We start from the raw sequence: 18,236 nt of genomic DNA, 5'->3' as shown, positions 1-18,236 counted from the left end.
GAGTATCACCATGTTCGCCCTGATGAAGGCCGCCCGGCTCGAGGCATTGCATCTGACGCGGGATCCTGTCACCGGCCTTGAAGCCATCATCGCTATCCACAATACCCGGCTCGGCCCCGCTCTCGGCGGATGCCGCTTCCTCGACTATGCCGACACCGAAAGCGCCGTGCGCGATGCCATGCGCCTGGCCCAGGGCATGAGCTACAAGGCCGCGCTGGCCGGACTGGAGCTGGGCGGCGGCAAGGCGGTGCTGATCCGTCCGCCGCACATCGGTAACCGCTGCACGCTGTTCCAGGCCTTCGGGCGCTTCGTCGATAGCCTTAACGGCCGCTACATCACCGCCGTCGACAGCGGCACCTCGAGCACCGACATGGACTGCGTCGCCCGGCAGACCCGCCACGTCACCAGCACCACCGACGAGGGCGATCCCTCGCCGCATACTGCCGAGGGGGTGTTCGCCGGCATTCGTGCCACGGCCCGGGCGCGCCTCGGCTGCGAGGAGCTGGAAGGCCTGCGCATCGCCGTGCAGGGGCTCGGCCATGTCGGCTATGCGCTGGTCGAGCGGCTCGCTGCGGCCGGTGCCGAGCTACTGGTCAGCGACCTTGACCAGGGCCGCGTGCTGCAGGCGATGACGCACCTGGGCGTGCGCCCGGTGGCCAGCGATGCGTTGCTTTGCGAGCCCTGTGACATCCTGGTGCCGTGTGGCCTGGGCGGCATCCTCAACGGCGAGACGGTCGGCACGCTGCGCTGCGCCGCGGTGGCCGGCGCGGCCAACAACCAGCTGGCCAGCCCAGAGATTGCCGACCTGCTGCAGAGGCGCGGCATCCTCTATGCGCCGGACTACGTGATCAATGCCGGCGGGCTGATCTACGTGGCGCTGCGCCATCGCGGCGAGAGTGACGAGAGCATCGGCGCGCACTTGGGTGGCATCCACCTGCGGTTGAGCTCCATCTACGCGTGCGCCCAGGCCGAGGGGCGCTCGCCGGCCCGCATCGCCGACGAAGAGGCGGAGCGGCTGATCTACGGCTAGAGTTGAGGGGGGCGCCGGTGCCTTGCCGCGCCGTTGCTTCGGGATGGGCGGCGAAGAGCCGACTCATCCGTGACCTCGTGATTCTTGACATGCGTTTCGTGCACTACCCGCCGCCACAAGCGGCGGGTTCGGACGCGCCCACAAGGCGCTGAGGAGTCCAGAATGTCACCCGAGCTTCCCTACACCCGCTACCTGGCGCCCGACGGCCGGCCGGTGGCCGAGCTGCCCTCCTGGGCCGACGACTTCAACCTGCTCACCCGGCTCTATCGGCAGATGGTGCTGACCCGCCTGTTCGACCAGAAGGCGGTGGCCCTGCAGCGTACCGGACGGATCGGCACCTATGCGCCGACCCTCGGCCAGGAGGCCATCGGCGTGGCCATCGGCAGCCTGATGCAGAGTGATGATGTGCTGGTGCCCTACTACCGCGACACTGCCGTGCAGCTGATGCGCGGGGTGCGCATGGAGGAGATCCTCCTCTACTGGGGCGGCGACGAGCGCGGCAGCGACTTCCTCGATCCGCTCGCAGACGAGGACTTCCCGATCTGCGTGCCGATCGCCACTCAGACCCTGCATGCCTGCGGCGTGGCCACGGCGTTCAAGATCCGCGGCGAGCACCGCGTCGCCGTCACCACCTGCGGCGACGGCGCGACCAGCAAGGGCGACTTCCTCGAGGCGCTGAACGTCGCCGGCGCCTGGCAGCTGCCGGTGGTCTTCGTGGTCAACAACAACCAGTGGGCGATCTCGGTGCCACGGCGCATCCAGTGCGGCGCGCCGACCCTGGCGCAGAAGGCCTTCGGCGCCGGTATCCACGGCGAGCAGGTGGACGGCAACGACATCCTCGCCGTCTGCGACCGCATGCGCCACGCCCTGGTGCGCGCGCGCCACGGCAAGGGGCCGGTGCTGCTGGAATGCCTGAGCTACCGCCTGGGCGATCACACCACCGCTGACGATGCCAGCCGCTACCGCTCCGCCGAGGAGGTGCGCCAGGCCTGGCAGGAGGAGCCGGTCCGGCGCCTGCAGGCCTTCCTCGCCACCCAGGGGGTGTGGGACGAGGGCCGCGAGCAGGCGCTGATCGCCGACTGCCAGGCCGAGGTGCAGCGTGCCGTGGAGGCCTTCGAGGCTTCCGGCGTCCAGCCTTTGGTGTCGGTCCTCGAGCATGTCTACGCCCGCTGGCCGGTGGCCCTGGCCGAGCAGCGTGAGATGCTCGAGGAACGGCTGGCTCGGCGCCAGGGAGGTGAACATCATGAGTGAGGGCAAATACACCCTGGTGGAGGCGGTCAATCTGGCCCTGCATCGGGCGATGCATGACGACGAGAGCGTGGTGGTGCTCGGCGAGGACATCGGAGTCAATGGCGGGGTGTTCCGTGCCACCCTCGGGCTGCGCGAGGCCTTCGGCTTCAAGCGGGTGCTCGACACGCCACTGGCCGAGACCATGCTCGCCGGCCTGGCGGTGGGCATGGCCGCCCAGGGCCTCAAGCCGGTGGTCGAGATCCAGTTCATGGGGTTCATCTATGCCGCCATGGAGCACCTGGTGTCCCACGCCAGCCGCCTGCGCAACCGCACCCGCGGCCGGCTGGACTGCCCGCTGGTGCTGCGCACCCCGATAGGCGCCGGCATCCGCGCGCCGGAACATCACAGCGAGAGCACCGAGGCGCTGTTCGCGCAGATTCCCGGCCTGCGGGTGGTGGTGCCGTCTTCCCCGGCGCGCGCCTACGGTCTGCTGCTGGCGGCCATCGACGATCCCGATCCGGTGGTTTTCCTCGAGCCGACCCGGCTGTATCGGATGAACCCGCAGCCGCTGGTCGACGACGGCCGACGCCTGCCGCTGGACAGCTGCTTCACCCTGCGCGAGGGCCGCGACCTGACGCTGGTCAGCTGGGGCGCCAGCATCCACGAAACCCTGCAGGCCGCTGCCGCCCTGGCCGAGCGCAGCATCGAGGCCGAGGTGATCGACGTCGCCTGCCTCAAGCCGCTGGACCTCGACACCCTGGAGGCCTCGGTGCGCAAGACCGGCCGCTGCGTGATCGTCCATGAGGCGCCGAAGAGCTGTGCGGTCGGCGCGGAGATCGCCGCCAGCCTCTACGAGCGCGTCCTGCTCGACCTGCATGCGCCGATCCAGCGGGTCACCGCCCCTGACATCCCGCCGCCGCTGTACCGCCTGGAGCAGTTCTACCTGCCGGGCGCCCCGGACATCCTCGCCGCCTGCGAGACGGTGCTGGATTACGCCTGAGGGTCAGAGGAGAACGACCATGAAATATTTCAAACTGCCCGACCTTGGTGAAGGACTGCAGGAAGCCGAAATCGTCGAGTGGCACGTCAAAGCCGGCGACAGCGTGAAGGCCGACCAGCTCTTGGTCTCGGTGGAGACCGCCAAGGCCATCGTCGACATTCCGGCGCCCTATGACGGCGTGGTGGCCAAGACCTTCGGCCAGGCGGGCGACCTGCTGCATGTCGGTGAGCCCCTGGTCGGCTACGAAGGTGAGGGCGATGCCGGCACCGTGGTCGGTCGCCTGGAAGGCGGCGCCGAGGGGCAGGCGGACAGCTTCTGCATCGGCGCCGCGCCCTCGACCCGCGAACACCTGGCGCCGCGAGCGACCCCGGCGGTGCGCCAGCTGGCCCAGCGGCTGGGCATCGAATTGGGTGGCCTGAGCGGCTCGGGGCCGGACGGGCTGATCACTCGCGCCGACGTGGAGGTCGCGGCGCAGGAGGCACGCGAGCGCTTCGGCGGGGAGAAGCTGCGCGGCGTGCGGCGCAGCATGGCGATCACCATGGCCCGCGCGCATGCCGAGGTGGTGCCGGTGACCCTGTTCGCCGATGCTGACCTGCAGCGCTGGGCGCAGGCCCGCGACCCGCTGGTGCGCCTGGCCAAGGCCATCGCCGCCGCCTGCGCCGCCGAGCCAGTGTTGAACGCCTGGTTCGATGGCAAGGGCCTGTCGCTGCGCCAGCATGCTCAGATCGATCTGGGGATCGCCGTGGACACCCCGGACGGCCTCTTCGTGCCGGTGCTGCGCAACGTCGGCGAGCGCAGTGCGGAGGAGCTGAAGGAGGGCATGGCGCGGCTGCGCGCCGATGTTCAGGCGCGCTCCATTCCACCCCAGGAGATGATGGGCGCGACCCTTACCCTGTCGAACTACGGCACCCTGTTCGGCCGCTATGCCAATCCCATCGTGGTACCGCCGCAGGTGGCCATCGTCGGCGCCGGCGCCATCCGCGAAGAGCCGGTGGCGGTAGACGGCCAGGTGGTGGTGCATCCGGTGCTGCCGCTGTCGCTGACTTTCGACCACCGCGCGGTCACCGGCGGCGAGGCGGCGCGCTTCCTCAAGGCACTGGTCGCGGCGCTGGAACAGCCGTAACCCTTTCCCCTGCCCACGCCATCCCCCCTTTCCCCTCGGAGGCAGGGGAGGATGTGCCGGGGCGAATAGCCCTACCTCCCGCCCGCCAGCTCCACCTTCACTGCTGCGATACAGCCCTGCAGCCGCTCCGGATCCCGCCATTGGTCGGCGTAAATGAAATGGTGGTGGGCGATTCCCGTGTCGTTGGAGAGTGTCATGAGGATGCTGCCGTCGGGGCTTTTCACGCAGAAATTCACAGTGTATTCCGCTTGGAAAGCCTCGCTGATGGTCTGAAAAGGGCTATCCATGGGCCGTACTTCCTGCATGAGTGGCTGATGAGCAAATGGACAGGCAGCCCCGGGGCAAGTTCGTATCGCCTGCCCATCGGCCATTCGCCCGAGCAGTGACCCTGAATTGGGTTCGACAATTTGAAAAAGTATGTGCTAGTGCGTTTCTGCGCCGAGCCGTTGATAATGCCTCAGCGGATGTCCTTGGGATATCTGGTCTGTTTTCTGCATTAATTCAAGGCCGCCCGCCGGGCCGGCACCGTCGGGCACTCACGCGAGGGTTCTAAATTGAAGATCGATTGGGCTGAAAATATACGTCAGCAAATGCATGGGATGGCCGAGTCGCTGGGCAATCTGCTGGTGGAGGGCTTCCATTACCTGGCGCTGTTCGCGATCGGCGGGGTGACGGCCTGGGCGGCGGTGCACGCCTTCTTCGAGATGATAGAAAAGGGCCACATCACCATCGACGACATTCTCCTGTTGTTCATCTACCTCGAACTGGGCGCGATGGTGGGGATCTACTTCAAAACCAACCACATGCCGATACGCTTCCTGATCTATGTGGCGATCACCGCGCTGACTCGGCTGATGATCGGCGACATTTCCCACCATCATGCTCCCGATTGGGGGGTGGTCATGGTTTCCGGGGCAATTCTGCTGCTGGCCATGTCGAACCTGGTGGTGCGTTACGCGTCCTCGCGCTTCCCGTCGGAGAAGGCGGACAGCCCGGTGTCGCGGCGGCGCTTCGAAGTGTCGGAGGAGAAGGCCCGCGCCGTGGCCGAGTGACCGGGGCGCTTCCCGCCCGAGCGGCGGGGGCGAGGATGCAGGGACGCACGCACCCTCACGGCTTCTGCCACGGATCGCCGCAGCGCCCTTCACTCCAGCGGCGCGAACAGCGCGGCAATGTCCTCCTCGCTCATTCTCCACTCGCCCTGGATGGCGTCTTCCAGCAAGCCGCGGGCCAGCTCGGCCTTGGCCTTCTGCAACTGCTGAATCTTCTCCTCGACGCTGCCGCGGGCGATCAGCCGGTAGACGAACACCGGCTTGTCCTGGCCGATGCGGTAGGCGCGGTCGCTGGCCTGGGCCTCGGCGGCCGGGTTCCACCAGGGATCGAAGTGGATCACGGTGTCGGCGGCGGTCAGGTTCAGCCCGGCGCCGCCGGCCTTCAGGCTGATCAGAAATACCGGCAGTCGGCCGGCCTGGAAGGCCTCCACCGGGGCGCGCCGATCGCGGGTGGCGCCGGTCAGCAGGGCGTAGGGAATCTTTCGTGCACGCAGTTCCGCGGCGATCAGCTCGAGCGCGCCGGCGAACTGGGAGAACAGCAGCACGCGCCGGCCCTCGGCGAACAGTTCCTCGAGCATCGGCAGCAGCGCGTTGAGCTTGGCGGAATCGGTGGCCTTGCCGGTGGCTGCCGTCTCGTCGTCGAGCAGGCGCAGGTCGCAGCACACCTGGCGCAGCCGCAGCAGGGCCTCGAGGATCAGCAGCTGGCTGCGCGCCAGGCCCTGGCGCTGGATCTCCGCGCGGATCTTGCGATCCATCGCCAGGCGCAGGGTTTCGTAGCGGTCGCGCTGCGCCTCGGTCAGCTCCAGATACTGGGTGATCTCGCTCTTCGGCGGCAGTTCGGGGGCCACCTGCTCCTTGGTCCGGCGCAGCAGGAAGGGCCGCACCCGCGCCTTGAGGTGGGTCAGGCGGGCGAGGTCGCCATGCTTCTCGATGGGGATGCGGTAGTCCTGCTTGAAAGCCTGCTGGTCACCCAGCCAGCCGGGCATCAGCAGGTGGAACAGCGACCAGAGTTCGCCCAAGTGGTTTTCCATGGGCGTGCCGGTCAGGCACAGGCAGTGCCGGGCGGTCAGCTCCCTCGCGGCCTGGGCGGCCTTGCTGCGTGGGTTCTTGATGTTCTGCGCCTCGTCGAGGATCAGCAGGTGGTAGGGCTGGCGGGCCAGGGCCTTGAGGTCCCGGGACAGCAGGGCGTAGCTGGTCAGCAGCAGGTCGGCGCGGCCCATCTCTTCGAACAGGGCGCTGCGCTTGGGCCCGTGCAGGGCCAGCACACGCAGGTCGGGGGCGAAGCGCGCGGCCTCGTCCTGCCAGTTGGGGATCAGGCTGGTCGGCATGACGATCAGTGCCGGCGCGGTCAGGCGCCCGGCCTCCTTCTCAAGGAGGATGTGCGCCAGGGTCTGCAGGGTCTTGCCCAGGCCCATGTCGTCGGCCAGCACGCCGCCGACCTGCAGTTCGCGGAGCATCTGCAGCCAAGCCAGGCCCTGCAGCTGGTAGGGGCGCAGTGCGGCCTGCAGTCCGGCGGGCGCCCGCACCGCCTGTTGTGGCAGGTCGCGCAGGCGGCGGGCGAAGTCGCGCAGCGCCTCGCCACCCTGCCAGTGCAGCGGCAGTTCATCCTCTAGGGCGCTCAGCCGGGCCGCATCGGGACGCGCCAGGCGCAGGCGCTGCGGGGCTTCGCCCGGCGCCTGGAGGAACAGCTCGCCGAGATTGGCCAGCAGCGGGCGGAGACGGCCGAAGGGCAGGGCGATGCGCTGGATCGCGGCCGGGCCGCGCGGCACCGGAACCAGCAGCAGCTCGTCGTCGGCGCGCCGGGCCAGGGCCTCCGGGGTCAGCAGCCAGGGGCTGTGGCGGATCGCGTGGAGGAGGATCGGCAGCAGGCTGAGGCGCTGGCCCTGCACCTCGATGCCCATTTCCAGGTCGAACCAGTCCTGCTCGGCGGCCGGTTCCAGCTGCAGGTACCAGTCATCGATGTCCATCAGGTTGTAGTGGAAGTCCGGACGCATCTCGACATGCCAGCCCTGCTCGCGCAGGCGCGGCAGCTCATGGCGCACCCAGTACAGCCAGCTGTCGTCGTCGAGCAGCTCGAGGAGCTCTCCGGCTGTCTCCGGCAGAGCCTCGCTCTTGCGCAGGGCGATGTGGAAGCCCTGCGCGGTGAGGGTGTGGCGGTGGCGCGCCTCGGCTTCCGAGTGGCGGCGGATGCGCAGGGTTTCCTCGGCGCCGTGGACCAGCAGGTCCTTCGCGGGCTTGCCGAAGGCGAGCTGCTCGCCATAGCGGAAAGCCAGCGCGGCACGGTGCTGGGGCTGCTCGACCATGCGCCCCTTGCGGGCGTCGTAGTGCAGGCGCACGTGGCTGCCGAGGGTCAGCAGGGGGATGGGTTCGAAGTCGTCGACCCGCCGCTCGGGTAGCGGCACCCTTGGCTCGGCGGGCGACGGCGACTGCCTTTGCAGGGTGAGCAGGGCGGCCACCACATGCTTGCAGTTGTGTCCTACCGGACAGCTGCAACTGCCCGCGATGCGCCAGCTGCCAGCATGGAGCTGTAGCTGGATGCTCTGACGATAACGGCGCGCCGCCGCGCCCCGGCAACTGGCATCGACTTCGTGCGGGGCGACGTGCAGCAGGGTGCAGCGTCCCTGGGTGGCATAGTCCTGGCCGCGTTGAAGGGTGCCGGCGTCGAACTGATCCCGCCAGTCTTCCTGGCGCAGCCGAAGAAGATCCGGCTGCATCAGCGACCCTGCCGTGGCGGATGCTGCGAGGGATGGAAGGTGGTGTGCATGTGGGCGCTGGAAAATCGATGGAAACCGTCGATTCTCTCACAGCAGGGCGCATTGGGCAGCCTTGACCCGCTGATATCAGGCCGGGCACGGCCAAGGAAGGCCGGCGTCTCAGTCGGCGAAACGGCCGTCCAGCCGCTCGGCACGGAATTCCAGGGTCTGCGCCCGGTAGCCATGGCGCAGCGGCGGCAGGGGCAGGCAGGCGTGCCAGTCGCTGCCCGGCTGGAGGGCGCCGGGGGCGCTGTAGTGCGGCCTGTCGTAGCGGTCCTCGCTCAGGTCGACGCTGTCCCCGGGGGCATAGGCGGCGACCCGCCAGCGCAGCTCCAGCAGGGGCAGGCGGCTGCCGTTGTGCAGGTGCACTGCCAGCGGTCGGTCGGCGGGGCAGTCGGCGGGGGCGTGGTACAGCCGGAGTTCGAGTTGGGCGAGCTGCTGCGTGGTGCGCTGTTCCTGCCAGAGCGCCCCGGCGGCGATCAGCGCCACGCCGAGCACGGCGGCGAGGGAAACTGTGACAGCCTTGTCGGGATAGCGCAGCAGCAGGGCCAGCCAGGTGAGGAAGAGCAGGGCGCCGATCAGCATGGGCGCGCGACGCGAAGGAGGGACATGGGCGGCCTCGAAGCAGGATGCTGCAAGCATTCTACGGGGGAGTCCGCCCGCCTGGCCACGGCGGAGGAGTGCCCTGGCGCCTGCACCACGCCATCCGCCGGATTGCCCGGCGGTGGGGGGCGTCCGGACCCCTGCGGGGCAGTCCGGATGGCATTACGGTCAGTTGGCCACGGAGCGGTTCTGGGTGCCCTCGGTACGGCCGTAGACGTCCTCGAGTCGTTCGATGTCGTCTTCGCCCAGATAGCTGCCGGACTGCACCTCGATGATCTCCAGCAGAATCTTGCCGGGGTTGGCCAAGCGGTGCACGGAGGCGACCGGGATGTAGGTGGACTGGTTCTCGGTGAGCACGAAGGTCTTCTCGTCGCAGGTCACCTGGGCGGTACCGGACACCACGATCCAGTGTTCGGCACGGTGGTGGTGCTTCTGCAGCGAGAGGCTGGCGCCCGGCTTGACGGTGATGCGCTTGACCTGGAAGCGGCTGCCCATGTCCACCGAGTCGTAGGCGCCCCAGGGGCGGTAGACCAGGCAGTGGTTCTGGGTTTCCGAGCGGCCCTGGTCGTCGAGGGTCTTGACCAGCTTCTTGACGTCCTGCACGCGGTCCTTGTGGACCACCATGGTGGCGTCCTTGGTCTCCACCACCACCACGTTGTCCAGGCCGATCACGGTGACCAGCTTGCCGTTGCCATGCACCAGACTGTTGTGGGTGTCGTGGAGGATCACGTCGCCCTTGACCACGTTGCCGTTCTCGTCCTTGTCGTGCACGTCCCAGATCGAGGCCCAGCAGCCGACGTCGCTCCAGCCGGCGCACAGCGGCACGGCGCAGGCGTGGCGGGTCTTCTCCATCACCGCGTAGTCGATGGAGTTGTCCGGGCAGCAGGCGAAGGAGGCCGGCTCGATCCTCAGCTCATCGTCGTGCTGCTCGCTGCGCTCCAGGGTCAGCAGGCAGTTGTCGTAGATGTCCGGTTCATGCTCCTTCAGTTCCTCGAGGAAGCGGCTGGCGCGGAACAGGAAGACGCCGCTGTTCCAGAAGTAGTTGCCGGACTCGACGAATTCCCGGGCGCGGGCGACATCCGGCTTCTCGACGAACTGCAGGACGCGATTGGCCCCCTCGGGCAGGGCACCCTGCACGGCGAGGTCGCACTTGATGTAGCCGTAGCCGGTTTCCGGACGCCGGGCGGGAATGCCGAACAGCACCAGTTCGCCCATTTCCGCGGCCTGGGCGGCCACCTTGATGGACTGCTCGAAGGCCTGTTGGTCGGCCAGCACGTGGTCGGCCGGGAGGACCAGCAGCAGTTCGTCGCGGCCCTCGGCGAGCAGCTTCATGGCGGTCAGGGCGATGGCCGGCGCAGTGTTGCGGCCGAAGGGTTCGAGCACCAGGCCCTGGACTTTCAGGTCGACGGCCTCGAGCTGCTCCTTGACGATGAAGCGATGCTCCTGATTGCAGACCACGATGGGGCTCTGCATGCCTTCGAAGGTCAGGCGCTGCAGGGTCTGCTGGAAGAGCGTCCGCTCGCTGGTCAAGGCGAGGAACTGCTTGGGGTACTGCTTACGAGAAAGGGGCCAGAGCCGCGAGCCGCTGCCGCCTGACAAGATCACCGGAATCATAGTTTGCTCTCCTTTGATGATGGGGTATTGCCGTTCTTGCTGTGTCCCTGCAGGTGTTCCGCACTGGTCTTGCAGGTGATTTGTGATGGACAGCTCACTCCTTCACCGGAGGTTTGACCCAGACAGGGTTGATCTGGTTCGCTGAGCCTGTCACAAACAGGCAGACGGTTTCACCGCGAGCGAGGCTGATCGGCTTGAGGTCGGCGACCTTGCGCTCGCCGTCGAACAGCGCCAGGCTGGCCTTCACCGGGTTGATCTCGCGGTCGCCCCGGCCTTGGGGCGCCACGCTCTTCACTACTTCGGTCTTGCCGTCGGCCGTCTTCAGGGTCAACGGTTTGTCGGAAAGGTTCTGTACCCGCAGCAGGGCCTTCTGCTTGCTCTTGAAGGCCGGCTCCTCGACCAGCTGTGGGGCGGTGCCGGATTGCGTCACCAGCGTGTAGTAGTGCTCGGCCGACAGGTTCACCGGCAGGCTGTGGGAGCCGATGCGGGCGCTGTACTGGCCGGCCGGCAGGTATTCGAAACTGCTGCTGGCCAGCGGCGAGATCGCCTCCAGTGAAACGCTGCCGACGCTGGCACTGGTCTCCTGGTTACCGGCGTTGTAGAGGCGCACGAAGGCCGAGCCCTTGGGCGCAATGGCCTCGTAGAGCGCGCCATCACCAGCCTGGGCATTGGAGCCGGCGAAGCCGAGCAGCAGGCTCAGGCCGAGGGCGGTGCGGTGTTTGCGGTGCAGTCGAGTCATTTCAGGTACTCCTTGGCAAATCGGCGGACGGGCGCTCAGCGGCGCGCGCCCTGCGGGGTGGCGGTATTGCCGGCCAGGTGCTTGTCCTGGCTTCCGGCGGCCTTGAGCTGGGCGATCCACTGGGCGTCGAATTCGCTCAGGTCGTAGGCCATCGGCAGGTAGCGTTCGGGAAACTCCCAGATCACCAGGCGCGGCGGTGCGTTCTTGAAGTCATCGCTCTGCAGGAACTTGAGCATCGGCAGGATCGGCCCGCGGCCGTCCTCGGCGAAGTTCACGAGATCGCTGCCGAGCGCCTGGCGCAGCGCGCCGGCGAAGTTCCAGCGCTCGTCGGCGCTGTAGCTGGTGCCGACCAGGGCCACCGGCACCTGGGTTTCGGCGAACAGATCGTCCGCGCCGGCGCCGCTCTCCTCCTGCGCGTGGGTGCTGTGCTTGGTCAGTTGGTCCGGTGCCGGCAGCAGCTCCTCGAACAGCGGATCGAGCGGCAGGAAGTTGGTCAGGTCGCCCTTGTGCGGCCCGCCCGGCGCGGTTTCGGTGATGTAGACACTGCCCATCTCGGGGAGCAGGCCGGTCGGCTTGATCGCCGTGGCCAACTGGCCGGCGACGACCTGGGCGCCGTAGGGCGTCCAGTGGGTGTCGGTGCGCAGGAACACCGGACCCTCGGCCTTGGCCTGGCGCAGCGGGCCGAGCAGGTCCGGTGCCTGGATGCCGGCATCGCCCATGGCGCGGCGGAAGTTCTGGTAGAGCCGCTCGTGGAGGGGCGCCGGGCGTTGTTCGCCGAAGTTTTCCGGGTACAGGCGCGCTTTGGCCGGCAGGATCGCCATTACCAGCTGCACGTTGTGCTGCGCCAGGGTGGCGCGCACGCCTTGGATCAGCGCCTGGTTGTCCAGGGTGTTGTGCTGGCCGGCGGCGGTGGGCTTGAACTCCTCGTCGCTGTACAGCCAGTCGTTCGCGCCGACCACCACGCCGGGGCGGCCTTCGCCGAACAGGCTGAAGTCCAGCGCGGCCCAGAGGTTGGTGCCGATCCGCTTGATGGGGAATTCGGCGTCATAATGCTTCTCGAAGTTCAGGGCCAGCCTGCCGTTGAGCACCGGGGTGTCGTCGGCGGTGGAGAAGCCGGTAGCCCCCTTGAGCGACCACAGGCTGAGGGCGAGCAGGGTGCCGGTGAAGGTACCGACGTAGATCAGGTTGAAAGTTCTGTTCATGGCGATCCCTCTTCAGAACTGGAAGTAGAGGAAGGGCGAAAAGCTTTGTGCCGAGAGCTTCAACACCGAGGCGACGAACAGCAGGAGCAGTGCCATGCGGGTCGCCAATGCCGGCAGCTCGGCGAGCCACGACTGCGAATAGGCCAGCGTGCCGTTCGACGAATAGGCGATGACCTGGGCATCGCCCTGGTCGTTCGCCTTGGTCTTGGGTGCGCCGGTGAGCGGCTGGGCGTAGAACTGGCGAATGCCGAACACGGCCATCACCAGGTAGGCGAGCAGCAGGGTGGCGATCTGCAGGCTGGTCAGCTGCGCGCTGTTCAGCTCGGACAGGTGCCAGTCGCCAAAGCTGAACATGGCGGCATACATGCGCCAGGCCACGTCGAGGTTCTCGGCGCGGAAGATCACCCAGCCGAGCATCACCAGCAGCAGGGTGAAGGCCCAGCGCAGCGCGTTGATGCGCTTCGGTGCGGCGTTGACACCGAGGGCGCGCTCGATGGCCAGCCAACTGCCATGCCAGGCGCCCCAGACGATGAAGGTCCAGTTGGCACCGTGCCAGAAGCCACCGAGCAGCATGGTCAGCAGCAGGTTGCGGTAGGTCTTGAAGGTGCCGTGGCGGTTGCCGCCCAGCGGCACGTAGAGGTAGTCGCGCAGCCAGGTGGACAGACTGATGTGCCAGCGGCGCCAGAACTCGGTGATCGACTGGCTGATGTAGGGCTGATTGAAGTTCTCCATGAAGCGGAAGCCCATCATCAGGCCGAGGCCAATGGCCATGTCGCTGTAGCCGGAGAAGTCGAAGTACAGCTGGGCGCTGTAGGCGATCATGCCCAGCCAGGCATCGCCGGTGCTGGGCTCGGCGAGGGCGAAACAGTGGTCGGCCAGCGGGGCCAGGCTGTCGGCGATGAACACTTTCTTGACGAAGCCCTGCATGAAGCGGCTCGCCCCTTCGGAGAACTTGTCGAGGCTGTGGCTGCGCTCGACGAACTGGTCGGCCAGGTCCTTGTAGCGCAGCACCGGGCCGGCGATCAGTTGCGGGAACAGGGCGATGAAGGCGGCGAAGTTGATCAGGTTCTCCGTCGGTTCGGTATCGCCGCGGTACACGTCGATCAGGTAGCTGATCGACTGGAACACGTAGAAGGAGATGCCGATCGGCAGGATCACGTGGGTGAGCACGAAGGGGTCCATTCCCGCTGCCTCGAGCGCGGCGTTGAGGTTGGCCATGCCGAAGTTGGCGTACTTGAAGTAGCCCAGGGTCGCCAGGTTGCCGACCACGCCCCACAGCAGCCAGCGCTGCGCCGCGGGGCTGCGCACCCCGGCGGTGGAGATGCGCAGGCCAAACCCGTAGTTCCACAGGGTGACCACCACGAACAGCAGCAGGAAGTCGACCCGCCACCAGGCGTAGAAGACATAGCTGCCGATCAGGATCAAGAGGTTGCGGTAGCGCGCCGGGCTCAGGTAGTACAACCCGAGGAATACCGGCAGAAATAAAAACAGGAAGACGTTGGATGAAAACACCATTACCCGAGTCTCGCTTTTAGCACTAATTGTTCAGGCTTCTCTGTGAGCCCGGCCTCTCCCCCGGGAGCCCCCGAAGATGTCCGTTCCCGGTTGCGTCTGTTGCGCATTTGGGGGTTGTTCCGTTGCCTTGGGGGGCTCCGCGGCCGGCGACGGACGGACTGCCGGCTGCTGGGGTGACGCTGCGGTGCGCGCTAGTTGCGCTTGCCGACGGTCGATCTGGACGACTTTTCGTCTGGATCGAAGATCCGGGTCAGGTCGCCGCCCAGACGGAAACTCTTGAACGGTCCCATCTCGGCCTTTCTTTCCCGTAGGAAGGGGGAGCAGGCATAGAGCGCGCAGTAGGGCTCCAGCCAGGAGAACTTGGCGTCGATGTTCAGGTCCTCCATGTCCTGGTCCTCGTCGCCGGCCCGTTCGGCGAACGGCTCGGGGTGCTCGACGCCGGCCAGCACGCGGCTGGCCAGGCGCCCCAGTGCACCCTCGTTGTCGCCGCGCAGGTCGATGCCATTGGCCTGGGCGAAGGCGGCGATCATCATCAATGGCGGCAGGCTGTAGTTGTGGTAGGCGAGGGCGCGCTGGCGGCGCTTGAGTTCGTTGGGCAGGAAGCCCTGTGGGTCGACCTGCTCGGCGGCGATGTGAAACTGCTCGACCGCCCAATCGAACAGGGGGCGGCGGTTGGTCGCCACACCGGCGGCCATGGCTGACCAGGCTGCCCAGTAGGCGTGGTTGTTGATCCGCTTGAGCGGCAGGGCACTCCAGTCCTCGACCACCTGTTCGCCCACCTTGGCGAACCAGGACTCGATACGCCGCACCTGTTCCGGGTAGGCCGCCAGTGGCTGCGAGCTGGAGAACTTCAGGCGCAGGTAGGCCCCTGCCAGGCTGCCAAGGGCCCATTTGCGCATGGACTTGCCGGTGTGGTTGTACTCGGTGGAGAGCAGTGCGCCGTCCGCGGCCCAGGTGTCCAGCCAGGCCAGGGCGCATTCCAGGTCGCCGGTCCGGCCCTTCTCCATGTAGCGCATGACCATCCGGCTGATGCTCCGCTCGATCTGGGTGATGGGCGCGGTCTTGGTGCGGAAGGCTTTTTCCGCCTCCTTGTTGAGGGTCGACCGGGCCGAGTCCGAGCCTTCGTACTTGCTGCGGAAGATCAGTTCGCCGGTATAGGGCTCGGGTACCACCGGACAGGCCTGCGCCACGCCGGATCGGGTGACCACCGCCGCGTAGTAGCCCTTGGGCGGAACCAGGGCGCTGGCGGCGTGGACAGCACTGCTCAGCAGCAGGCTGCCGAGCAGGCAGGGGAGGGCGAGTCTGGTCTTGTGCATGGTGAACCTCAGTTGCCGCTGCGGGCGGTCAGGTTGGCCGGGACGTGCTGGCCGTGGCGCTTGCACAACCGCGCCTCGACCTCGACGGGCTCCTTGAGCCCCTCCGGCGGCTGGATTTCCAGGGCGAAGAAATTCAGTCCGCCCCAGTCGGCCTCGTCGCGCATCTGGAAGGCGAAGCGGCCATCGGTCTCGGCGGAGGTGGGCTTTTCGAGCTTGACCAGTTCGCGGCGGCCGGTCATGTACCAGATGGTGCCTTCCAGGTTCTTCACCGAGGGGTCGCTGAAGCGGATGTCTAGCTGATGGCCGGCGTTGGTGGCGTTGATCAGCTTGCTGGCGCCGTTGATCAGCACCTCCTTGCTGCCCTCGCCGGGGCGCAGGGTGGCCTTGCCGGTGAGCAGCGGCGGGCTGCCCTCGCAGGCGTTGTTGTCGAGCAGCGCCAGGACTTGGCGGTAGATCTTGTCCGAGGCCAAGTCGTAGAGCGGGGAGAATTCCCAGATGAGAATCTTCGGCGGGCTCTGGCGGAACTCATCGCTGCCCAGATATTCGATCATCGAGCCTTCCAGGCCGCCACCGGGGAAGGCGACGTTGAGAATCTCGGCGCCGATGTGTTCGGAGAGGAAGCCGGCGAAATTGTAGTTCTGGCCGCTGTGGCTGGTGCCGACCAGGGTGATCTGCGGCAGTCCGCTCTCGCCGAACAGGTCGTCGCCGCCGCTCTCGCCCTTGGGTTCGGTGAAGAACTGGTCGCTGTGCTCGAAGGCGTAGCTGGTCCCGCACAGCTGGCCGGCGACCCGGTGCAGGGTGCCGCGCTTGCCCATGCGGCCTATCTTGCGGGTGACGAATTCTTTCTGGGGGATGTCGTCGAAACCGGGGATCCGCTTGACGGTCTCGGCGACGATCCGCGCGGTGCGTTCGGCACCGTAGGCGGTCCAGTGCTGGTCGCCGCGGAAGTAGAAGGCAGGCTTGGCGTGTTCGTCAGTCAGCGGCGTCAGGTCGGGGACCCGGAGGCCGAGTTCCTCAAAGCGCTTCAGGGTCTGCCGGTAGTTCTTCAGTGCCCTGTCGAAGTCGAAGCTGGCGCGCTGGGCGGGAGCCAGCTTGTCGTAGTTGACCATGCCGCGGGTCGGCTGGTAGACCACCACCAGTTCGACACCGTAGCTCTTGAGAGCGTCGCGCAGCTGCTTGAGCCGGCGGTAGCCCTCGGGGCTGGTGCCGAACTCGGTCCGCAGGTCCTCCTGAGTACGGAACAGCCAGTCACTTTCGTTGCCCTGCACCAGGGTGGTGAAGTTCTTCAGGTAGCCGGTGTCGTAGAGGCTGGCGTCGGCGGTGGCGGGGCACAGGTTGCAGCAGGCCTCGGCCCGGTAGACGGGAAGCCCGGCGGGCGTTTCGGCGCGCAGGCCGGCGGAGGTCAAGGCGATCGCCGCGGCCAGCGTGGAAATTCCAATCCATTTGCTGTTCTGGGTATTCATGTACACAGTCTCGTCGTTTCTACAGCTCGGCTTCGGTCGTGTCGATAGGGTCGATCAGCACGGCTTTCTGGTGGCGTACCAGGAGGTCGAGGATTTCATCCTGCTTGTCCCCGAGGACGCCGGAGAAGGAGAGGCCAGAGCTCTTGGTCGGGGCGAGCATGTCCACGCGGTAGAGCTCGAGGCTCAGCGGCGAGTCCACGGAGATCGGCGCCGAGCCGTTGCCGACCAGCTTGCCGCCGACCACGATCATCGACACTTTGGTGTCGAAGGGGTCGAGCTTGAAGTTCCGGTCGGTGTCGCTGAGGTCCTTGATGTGGCCATAGATACCGGTCAGCTGGTTGGCGACGGCGAGATTCTCGTAGATGCGGATGTTCATGCTGTTGCGCATGCGAATGCCGTGGCGTGCGTTGTTGATGATCTGATTGCCCCAGATGAGGTTGTTCGAGCTCTCGTAGAGGGTGATGCCGTCGGAGAGGTTCTGGTACACCTCGTTATAGGCGACCAGGTTGTGTTCGCTGTTACGGTCGAGGACGATCCCCGACAGCTTGTTGTCGTGGGTGCGGTTGTTGATGATCCAGCTGTTGTTGACTTCCCGCGAGATGATGATGCCGTGCTTCTTCTTCGTCCCGTAAACGTGGTTCTCGGCAATGATCAGGCGTTCCGAGCGGTCGTGGGGGTCGATGCCGTAGACGATGTTGTCACGGTAGGTGTTGCCCTTGAGCACCACGTCCTCGGCCTCGTAGCAGTAGAAGCCGTAGTAGATGTCTTCGAATATCGAATCGATCAGCCAGCCGGTCGGGTGCGGGCGCTTGAGGCGCTTGTGCATCTCCGGCGTGTACTGGGTGATGCTCACGCCGTAGGACTTACTGGTGTTGTAGCCGAGGCTGGCAATGGTGCTGCGCGAGATATAGGTGTCGGTACCGCCCCAGGACACCAGGAAGGGGCGGAAGACTTTCTCGCCACGGAAGCTGGCCGGGCCGTTGCTGGCCTCGCGCCAGCCGATCACCCTGGTGTCGGTGATGAACAGCTTGCCGTCGTTGACCAGGAAGGCGCCGCGCTCTTCGGAGAGGCGCAGCTCCTTGGTGTTCTTGTCGATGTGCAGGGTCGCGCCGGGATTGACGACGATCGGCAGGCGCGCCACGTAGACGCCCGGTGCGGTTTCGGCGAACTGGCTGGCCGGCAGTTGCCTGGCCAGCTGGCTCAGCTCGACGTAGCCGCCCTCGATGAAGATCGCCTGGGGCATGCCGCGCTGGCGTGTAACCCACTCGCGCAGGCGTTCGTTGCCGCCGGTGAAGTCCTTCAGGGCGTCCTGCTGCAGCATGCGCCGCACCACGATGCGCCCGCCGGGCTTGCGCTGAATCTTGGCCTCCACCGCCTCGGGAGTGTAGCCGGAGAGGTCCGGCAGCGTGGGCGGGTCCAGCTTCAGGGCTTCGATCGAGGCGCTGGTGACGCTGTACTGCTTCGAATCTATGGGGATGGGGGCAGACTGTCCTGCCGGCTCCGGCGGGGCGGCCTGGCTCCAGGCGCTGGTGGCCAGCAGCACGCCGAGCAGCAAGGGTTTGAGCTGGGTGGATGCAGGTTTCCGTTGCAAGTTCATGT

The 18,236-nt window shown here is 66.8% G+C and carries 15 protein-coding genes; 5 read left to right on the top strand and 10 right to left on the bottom strand.

Features of this window, described 5'->3' with window-relative positions; all coding sequences use genetic code 11:
* Positions 1-10: 10 nt before the first annotated feature.
* From ACYVD0_RS16630 to ACYVD0_RS16615, 4 genes are all read left to right on the top strand, one after another.
* Positions 11-1,030 carry a Leu/Phe/Val dehydrogenase gene (locus ACYVD0_RS16630; RefSeq protein ID WP_460427845.1) on the top strand — a complete coding sequence of 340 codons (1,020 nt, stop codon included), beginning with the start codon at positions 11-13 and terminating at the stop codon, positions 1,028-1,030.
* 162 nt (positions 1,031-1,192) lie between these two features.
* On the top strand, positions 1,193-2,281 hold the full coding sequence (gene pdhA / locus ACYVD0_RS16625; RefSeq protein WP_460427844.1) for a thiamine pyrophosphate-dependent dehydrogenase E1 component subunit alpha: 1,089 nt from the start codon (positions 1,193-1,195) through the stop codon (positions 2,279-2,281).
* Positions 2,274-3,260, top strand: coding sequence for an alpha-ketoacid dehydrogenase subunit beta (locus ACYVD0_RS16620; protein ID WP_460427843.1), 987 nt, complete (start codon positions 2,274-2,276; stop codon positions 3,258-3,260). The genes pdhA and ACYVD0_RS16620 overlap by 8 nt, the downstream gene beginning before the upstream one ends.
* Before the next feature lie 19 nt (positions 3,261-3,279).
* The gene (locus tag ACYVD0_RS16615) at positions 3,280-4,383 is read left to right on the top strand and encodes a dihydrolipoamide acetyltransferase family protein (protein WP_460427842.1); all 1,104 of its coding nucleotides are present in this window, start codon (positions 3,280-3,282) and stop codon (positions 4,381-4,383) included.
* Positions 4,384-4,454: 71 nt separating this feature from the next.
* Here the strand turns inward: ACYVD0_RS16615 and ACYVD0_RS16610 are convergent, their stop codons facing one another.
* Positions 4,455-4,670 (bottom strand): DUF3509 domain-containing protein, encoded by a 216-nt coding sequence (locus ACYVD0_RS16610; RefSeq protein WP_460427841.1) that lies wholly within the window; start codon positions 4,668-4,670, stop codon positions 4,455-4,457.
* Between the two features lie 267 nt (positions 4,671-4,937).
* Here ACYVD0_RS16610 and ACYVD0_RS16605 point away from each other — a divergent pair, with 267 nt between their 5' ends.
* Complete coding sequence (locus ACYVD0_RS16605; RefSeq protein ID WP_460427840.1) at positions 4,938-5,435, top strand: phosphate-starvation-inducible protein PsiE; 498 nt, start codon at positions 4,938-4,940, stop codon at positions 5,433-5,435.
* A gap of 89 nt (positions 5,436-5,524) precedes the next feature.
* On the opposite strand, the gene ACYVD0_RS16600 is transcribed toward ACYVD0_RS16605, so the two are convergent.
* From ACYVD0_RS16600 to algG, 9 genes are all read right to left on the bottom strand, one after another.
* On the bottom strand, positions 5,525-8,146 hold the full coding sequence (locus ACYVD0_RS16600) for a DEAD/DEAH box helicase (RefSeq protein WP_460427839.1): 2,622 nt from the start codon (positions 8,144-8,146) through the stop codon (positions 5,525-5,527).
* Between the two features lie 159 nt (positions 8,147-8,305).
* On the bottom strand, positions 8,306-8,770 hold the full coding sequence (locus ACYVD0_RS16595; protein ID WP_460427912.1) for a multidrug transporter: 465 nt from the start codon (positions 8,768-8,770) through the stop codon (positions 8,306-8,308).
* A gap of 186 nt (positions 8,771-8,956) precedes the next feature.
* The gene (locus ACYVD0_RS16590) at positions 8,957-10,402 is read right to left on the bottom strand and encodes a mannose-6-phosphate isomerase type 2 family protein (RefSeq protein WP_460427838.1); all 1,446 of its coding nucleotides are present in this window, start codon (positions 10,400-10,402) and stop codon (positions 8,957-8,959) included.
* A gap of 94 nt (positions 10,403-10,496) precedes the next feature.
* Positions 10,497-11,141, bottom strand: coding sequence for an alginate O-acetyltransferase AlgF (locus tag ACYVD0_RS16585; protein WP_460427837.1), 645 nt, complete (start codon positions 11,139-11,141; stop codon positions 10,497-10,499).
* A gap of 35 nt (positions 11,142-11,176) precedes the next feature.
* Positions 11,177-12,343 (bottom strand): alginate O-acetyltransferase, encoded by a 1,167-nt coding sequence (locus ACYVD0_RS16580; protein WP_460427836.1) that lies wholly within the window; start codon positions 12,341-12,343, stop codon positions 11,177-11,179.
* A gap of 12 nt (positions 12,344-12,355) precedes the next feature.
* Complete coding sequence (locus ACYVD0_RS16575) at positions 12,356-13,858, bottom strand: MBOAT family O-acyltransferase (protein WP_460427835.1); 1,503 nt, start codon at positions 13,856-13,858, stop codon at positions 12,356-12,358.
* Positions 13,859-14,049: 191 nt separating this feature from the next.
* On the bottom strand, positions 14,050-15,174 hold the full coding sequence (locus ACYVD0_RS16570; RefSeq protein WP_460427834.1) for a mannuronate-specific alginate lyase: 1,125 nt from the start codon (positions 15,172-15,174) through the stop codon (positions 14,050-14,052).
* A gap of 8 nt (positions 15,175-15,182) precedes the next feature.
* Positions 15,183-16,637, bottom strand: coding sequence for an alginate O-acetyltransferase AlgX-related protein (locus ACYVD0_RS16565; RefSeq protein ID WP_460427833.1), 1,455 nt, complete (start codon positions 16,635-16,637; stop codon positions 15,183-15,185).
* Positions 16,638-16,656: 19 nt separating this feature from the next.
* Positions 16,657-18,234, bottom strand: a complete 1,578-nt coding sequence (gene algG, locus ACYVD0_RS16560) for a mannuronan 5-epimerase AlgG (RefSeq protein ID WP_460427832.1) — start codon at positions 18,232-18,234, stop codon at positions 16,657-16,659.
* Positions 18,235-18,236 lie beyond the last annotated feature (2 nt).

Source organism: Azotobacter armeniacus (assembly GCF_054779355.1).
Note: the sequence above shows the minus strand (reverse complement) of the source record. Positions and strands in the feature narration are given on the sequence as shown.

Bases quoted from the DNA above. Each gene is read 5' to 3' on its own strand.
- ACYVD0_RS16630 (WP_460427845.1), top strand. From the start codon at position 11: ATGTTCGCCCTGATGAAGGCCGCCCGGCTCGAGGCATTGCATCTGACG.
- pdhA (WP_460427844.1), top strand. From the start codon at position 1,193: ATGTCACCCGAGCTTCCCTACACCCGCTACCTGGCGCCCGACGGCCGG.
- ACYVD0_RS16620 (WP_460427843.1), top strand. From the start codon at position 2,274: ATGAGTGAGGGCAAATACACCCTGGTGGAGGCGGTCAATCTGGCCCTG.
- ACYVD0_RS16615 (WP_460427842.1), top strand. From the start codon at position 3,280: ATGAAATATTTCAAACTGCCCGACCTTGGTGAAGGACTGCAGGAAGCC.
- ACYVD0_RS16610 (WP_460427841.1), bottom strand. From the start codon at position 4,670: ATGGATAGCCCTTTTCAGACCATCAGCGAGGCTTTCCAAGCGGAATAC.
- ACYVD0_RS16600 (WP_460427839.1), bottom strand. From the start codon at position 8,146: ATGCAGCCGGATCTTCTTCGGCTGCGCCAGGAAGACTGGCGGGATCAG.
- ACYVD0_RS16595 (WP_460427912.1), bottom strand. From the start codon at position 8,770: ATGCTGATCGGCGCCCTGCTCTTCCTCACCTGGCTGGCCCTGCTGCTG.
- ACYVD0_RS16590 (WP_460427838.1), bottom strand. From the start codon at position 10,402: ATGATTCCGGTGATCTTGTCAGGCGGCAGCGGCTCGCGGCTCTGGCCC.
- ACYVD0_RS16585 (WP_460427837.1), bottom strand. From the start codon at position 11,141: ATGACTCGACTGCACCGCAAACACCGCACCGCCCTCGGCCTGAGCCTG.
- ACYVD0_RS16580 (WP_460427836.1), bottom strand. From the start codon at position 12,343: ATGAACAGAACTTTCAACCTGATCTACGTCGGTACCTTCACCGGCACC.
- ACYVD0_RS16575 (WP_460427835.1), bottom strand. From the start codon at position 13,858: ATGGTGTTTTCATCCAACGTCTTCCTGTTTTTATTTCTGCCGGTATTC.
- ACYVD0_RS16570 (WP_460427834.1), bottom strand. From the start codon at position 15,174: ATGCACAAGACCAGACTCGCCCTCCCCTGCCTGCTCGGCAGCCTGCTG.
- ACYVD0_RS16565 (WP_460427833.1), bottom strand. From the start codon at position 16,637: ATGAATACCCAGAACAGCAAATGGATTGGAATTTCCACGCTGGCCGCG.
- algG (WP_460427832.1), bottom strand. From the start codon at position 18,234: ATGAACTTGCAACGGAAACCTGCATCCACCCAGCTCAAACCCTTGCTG.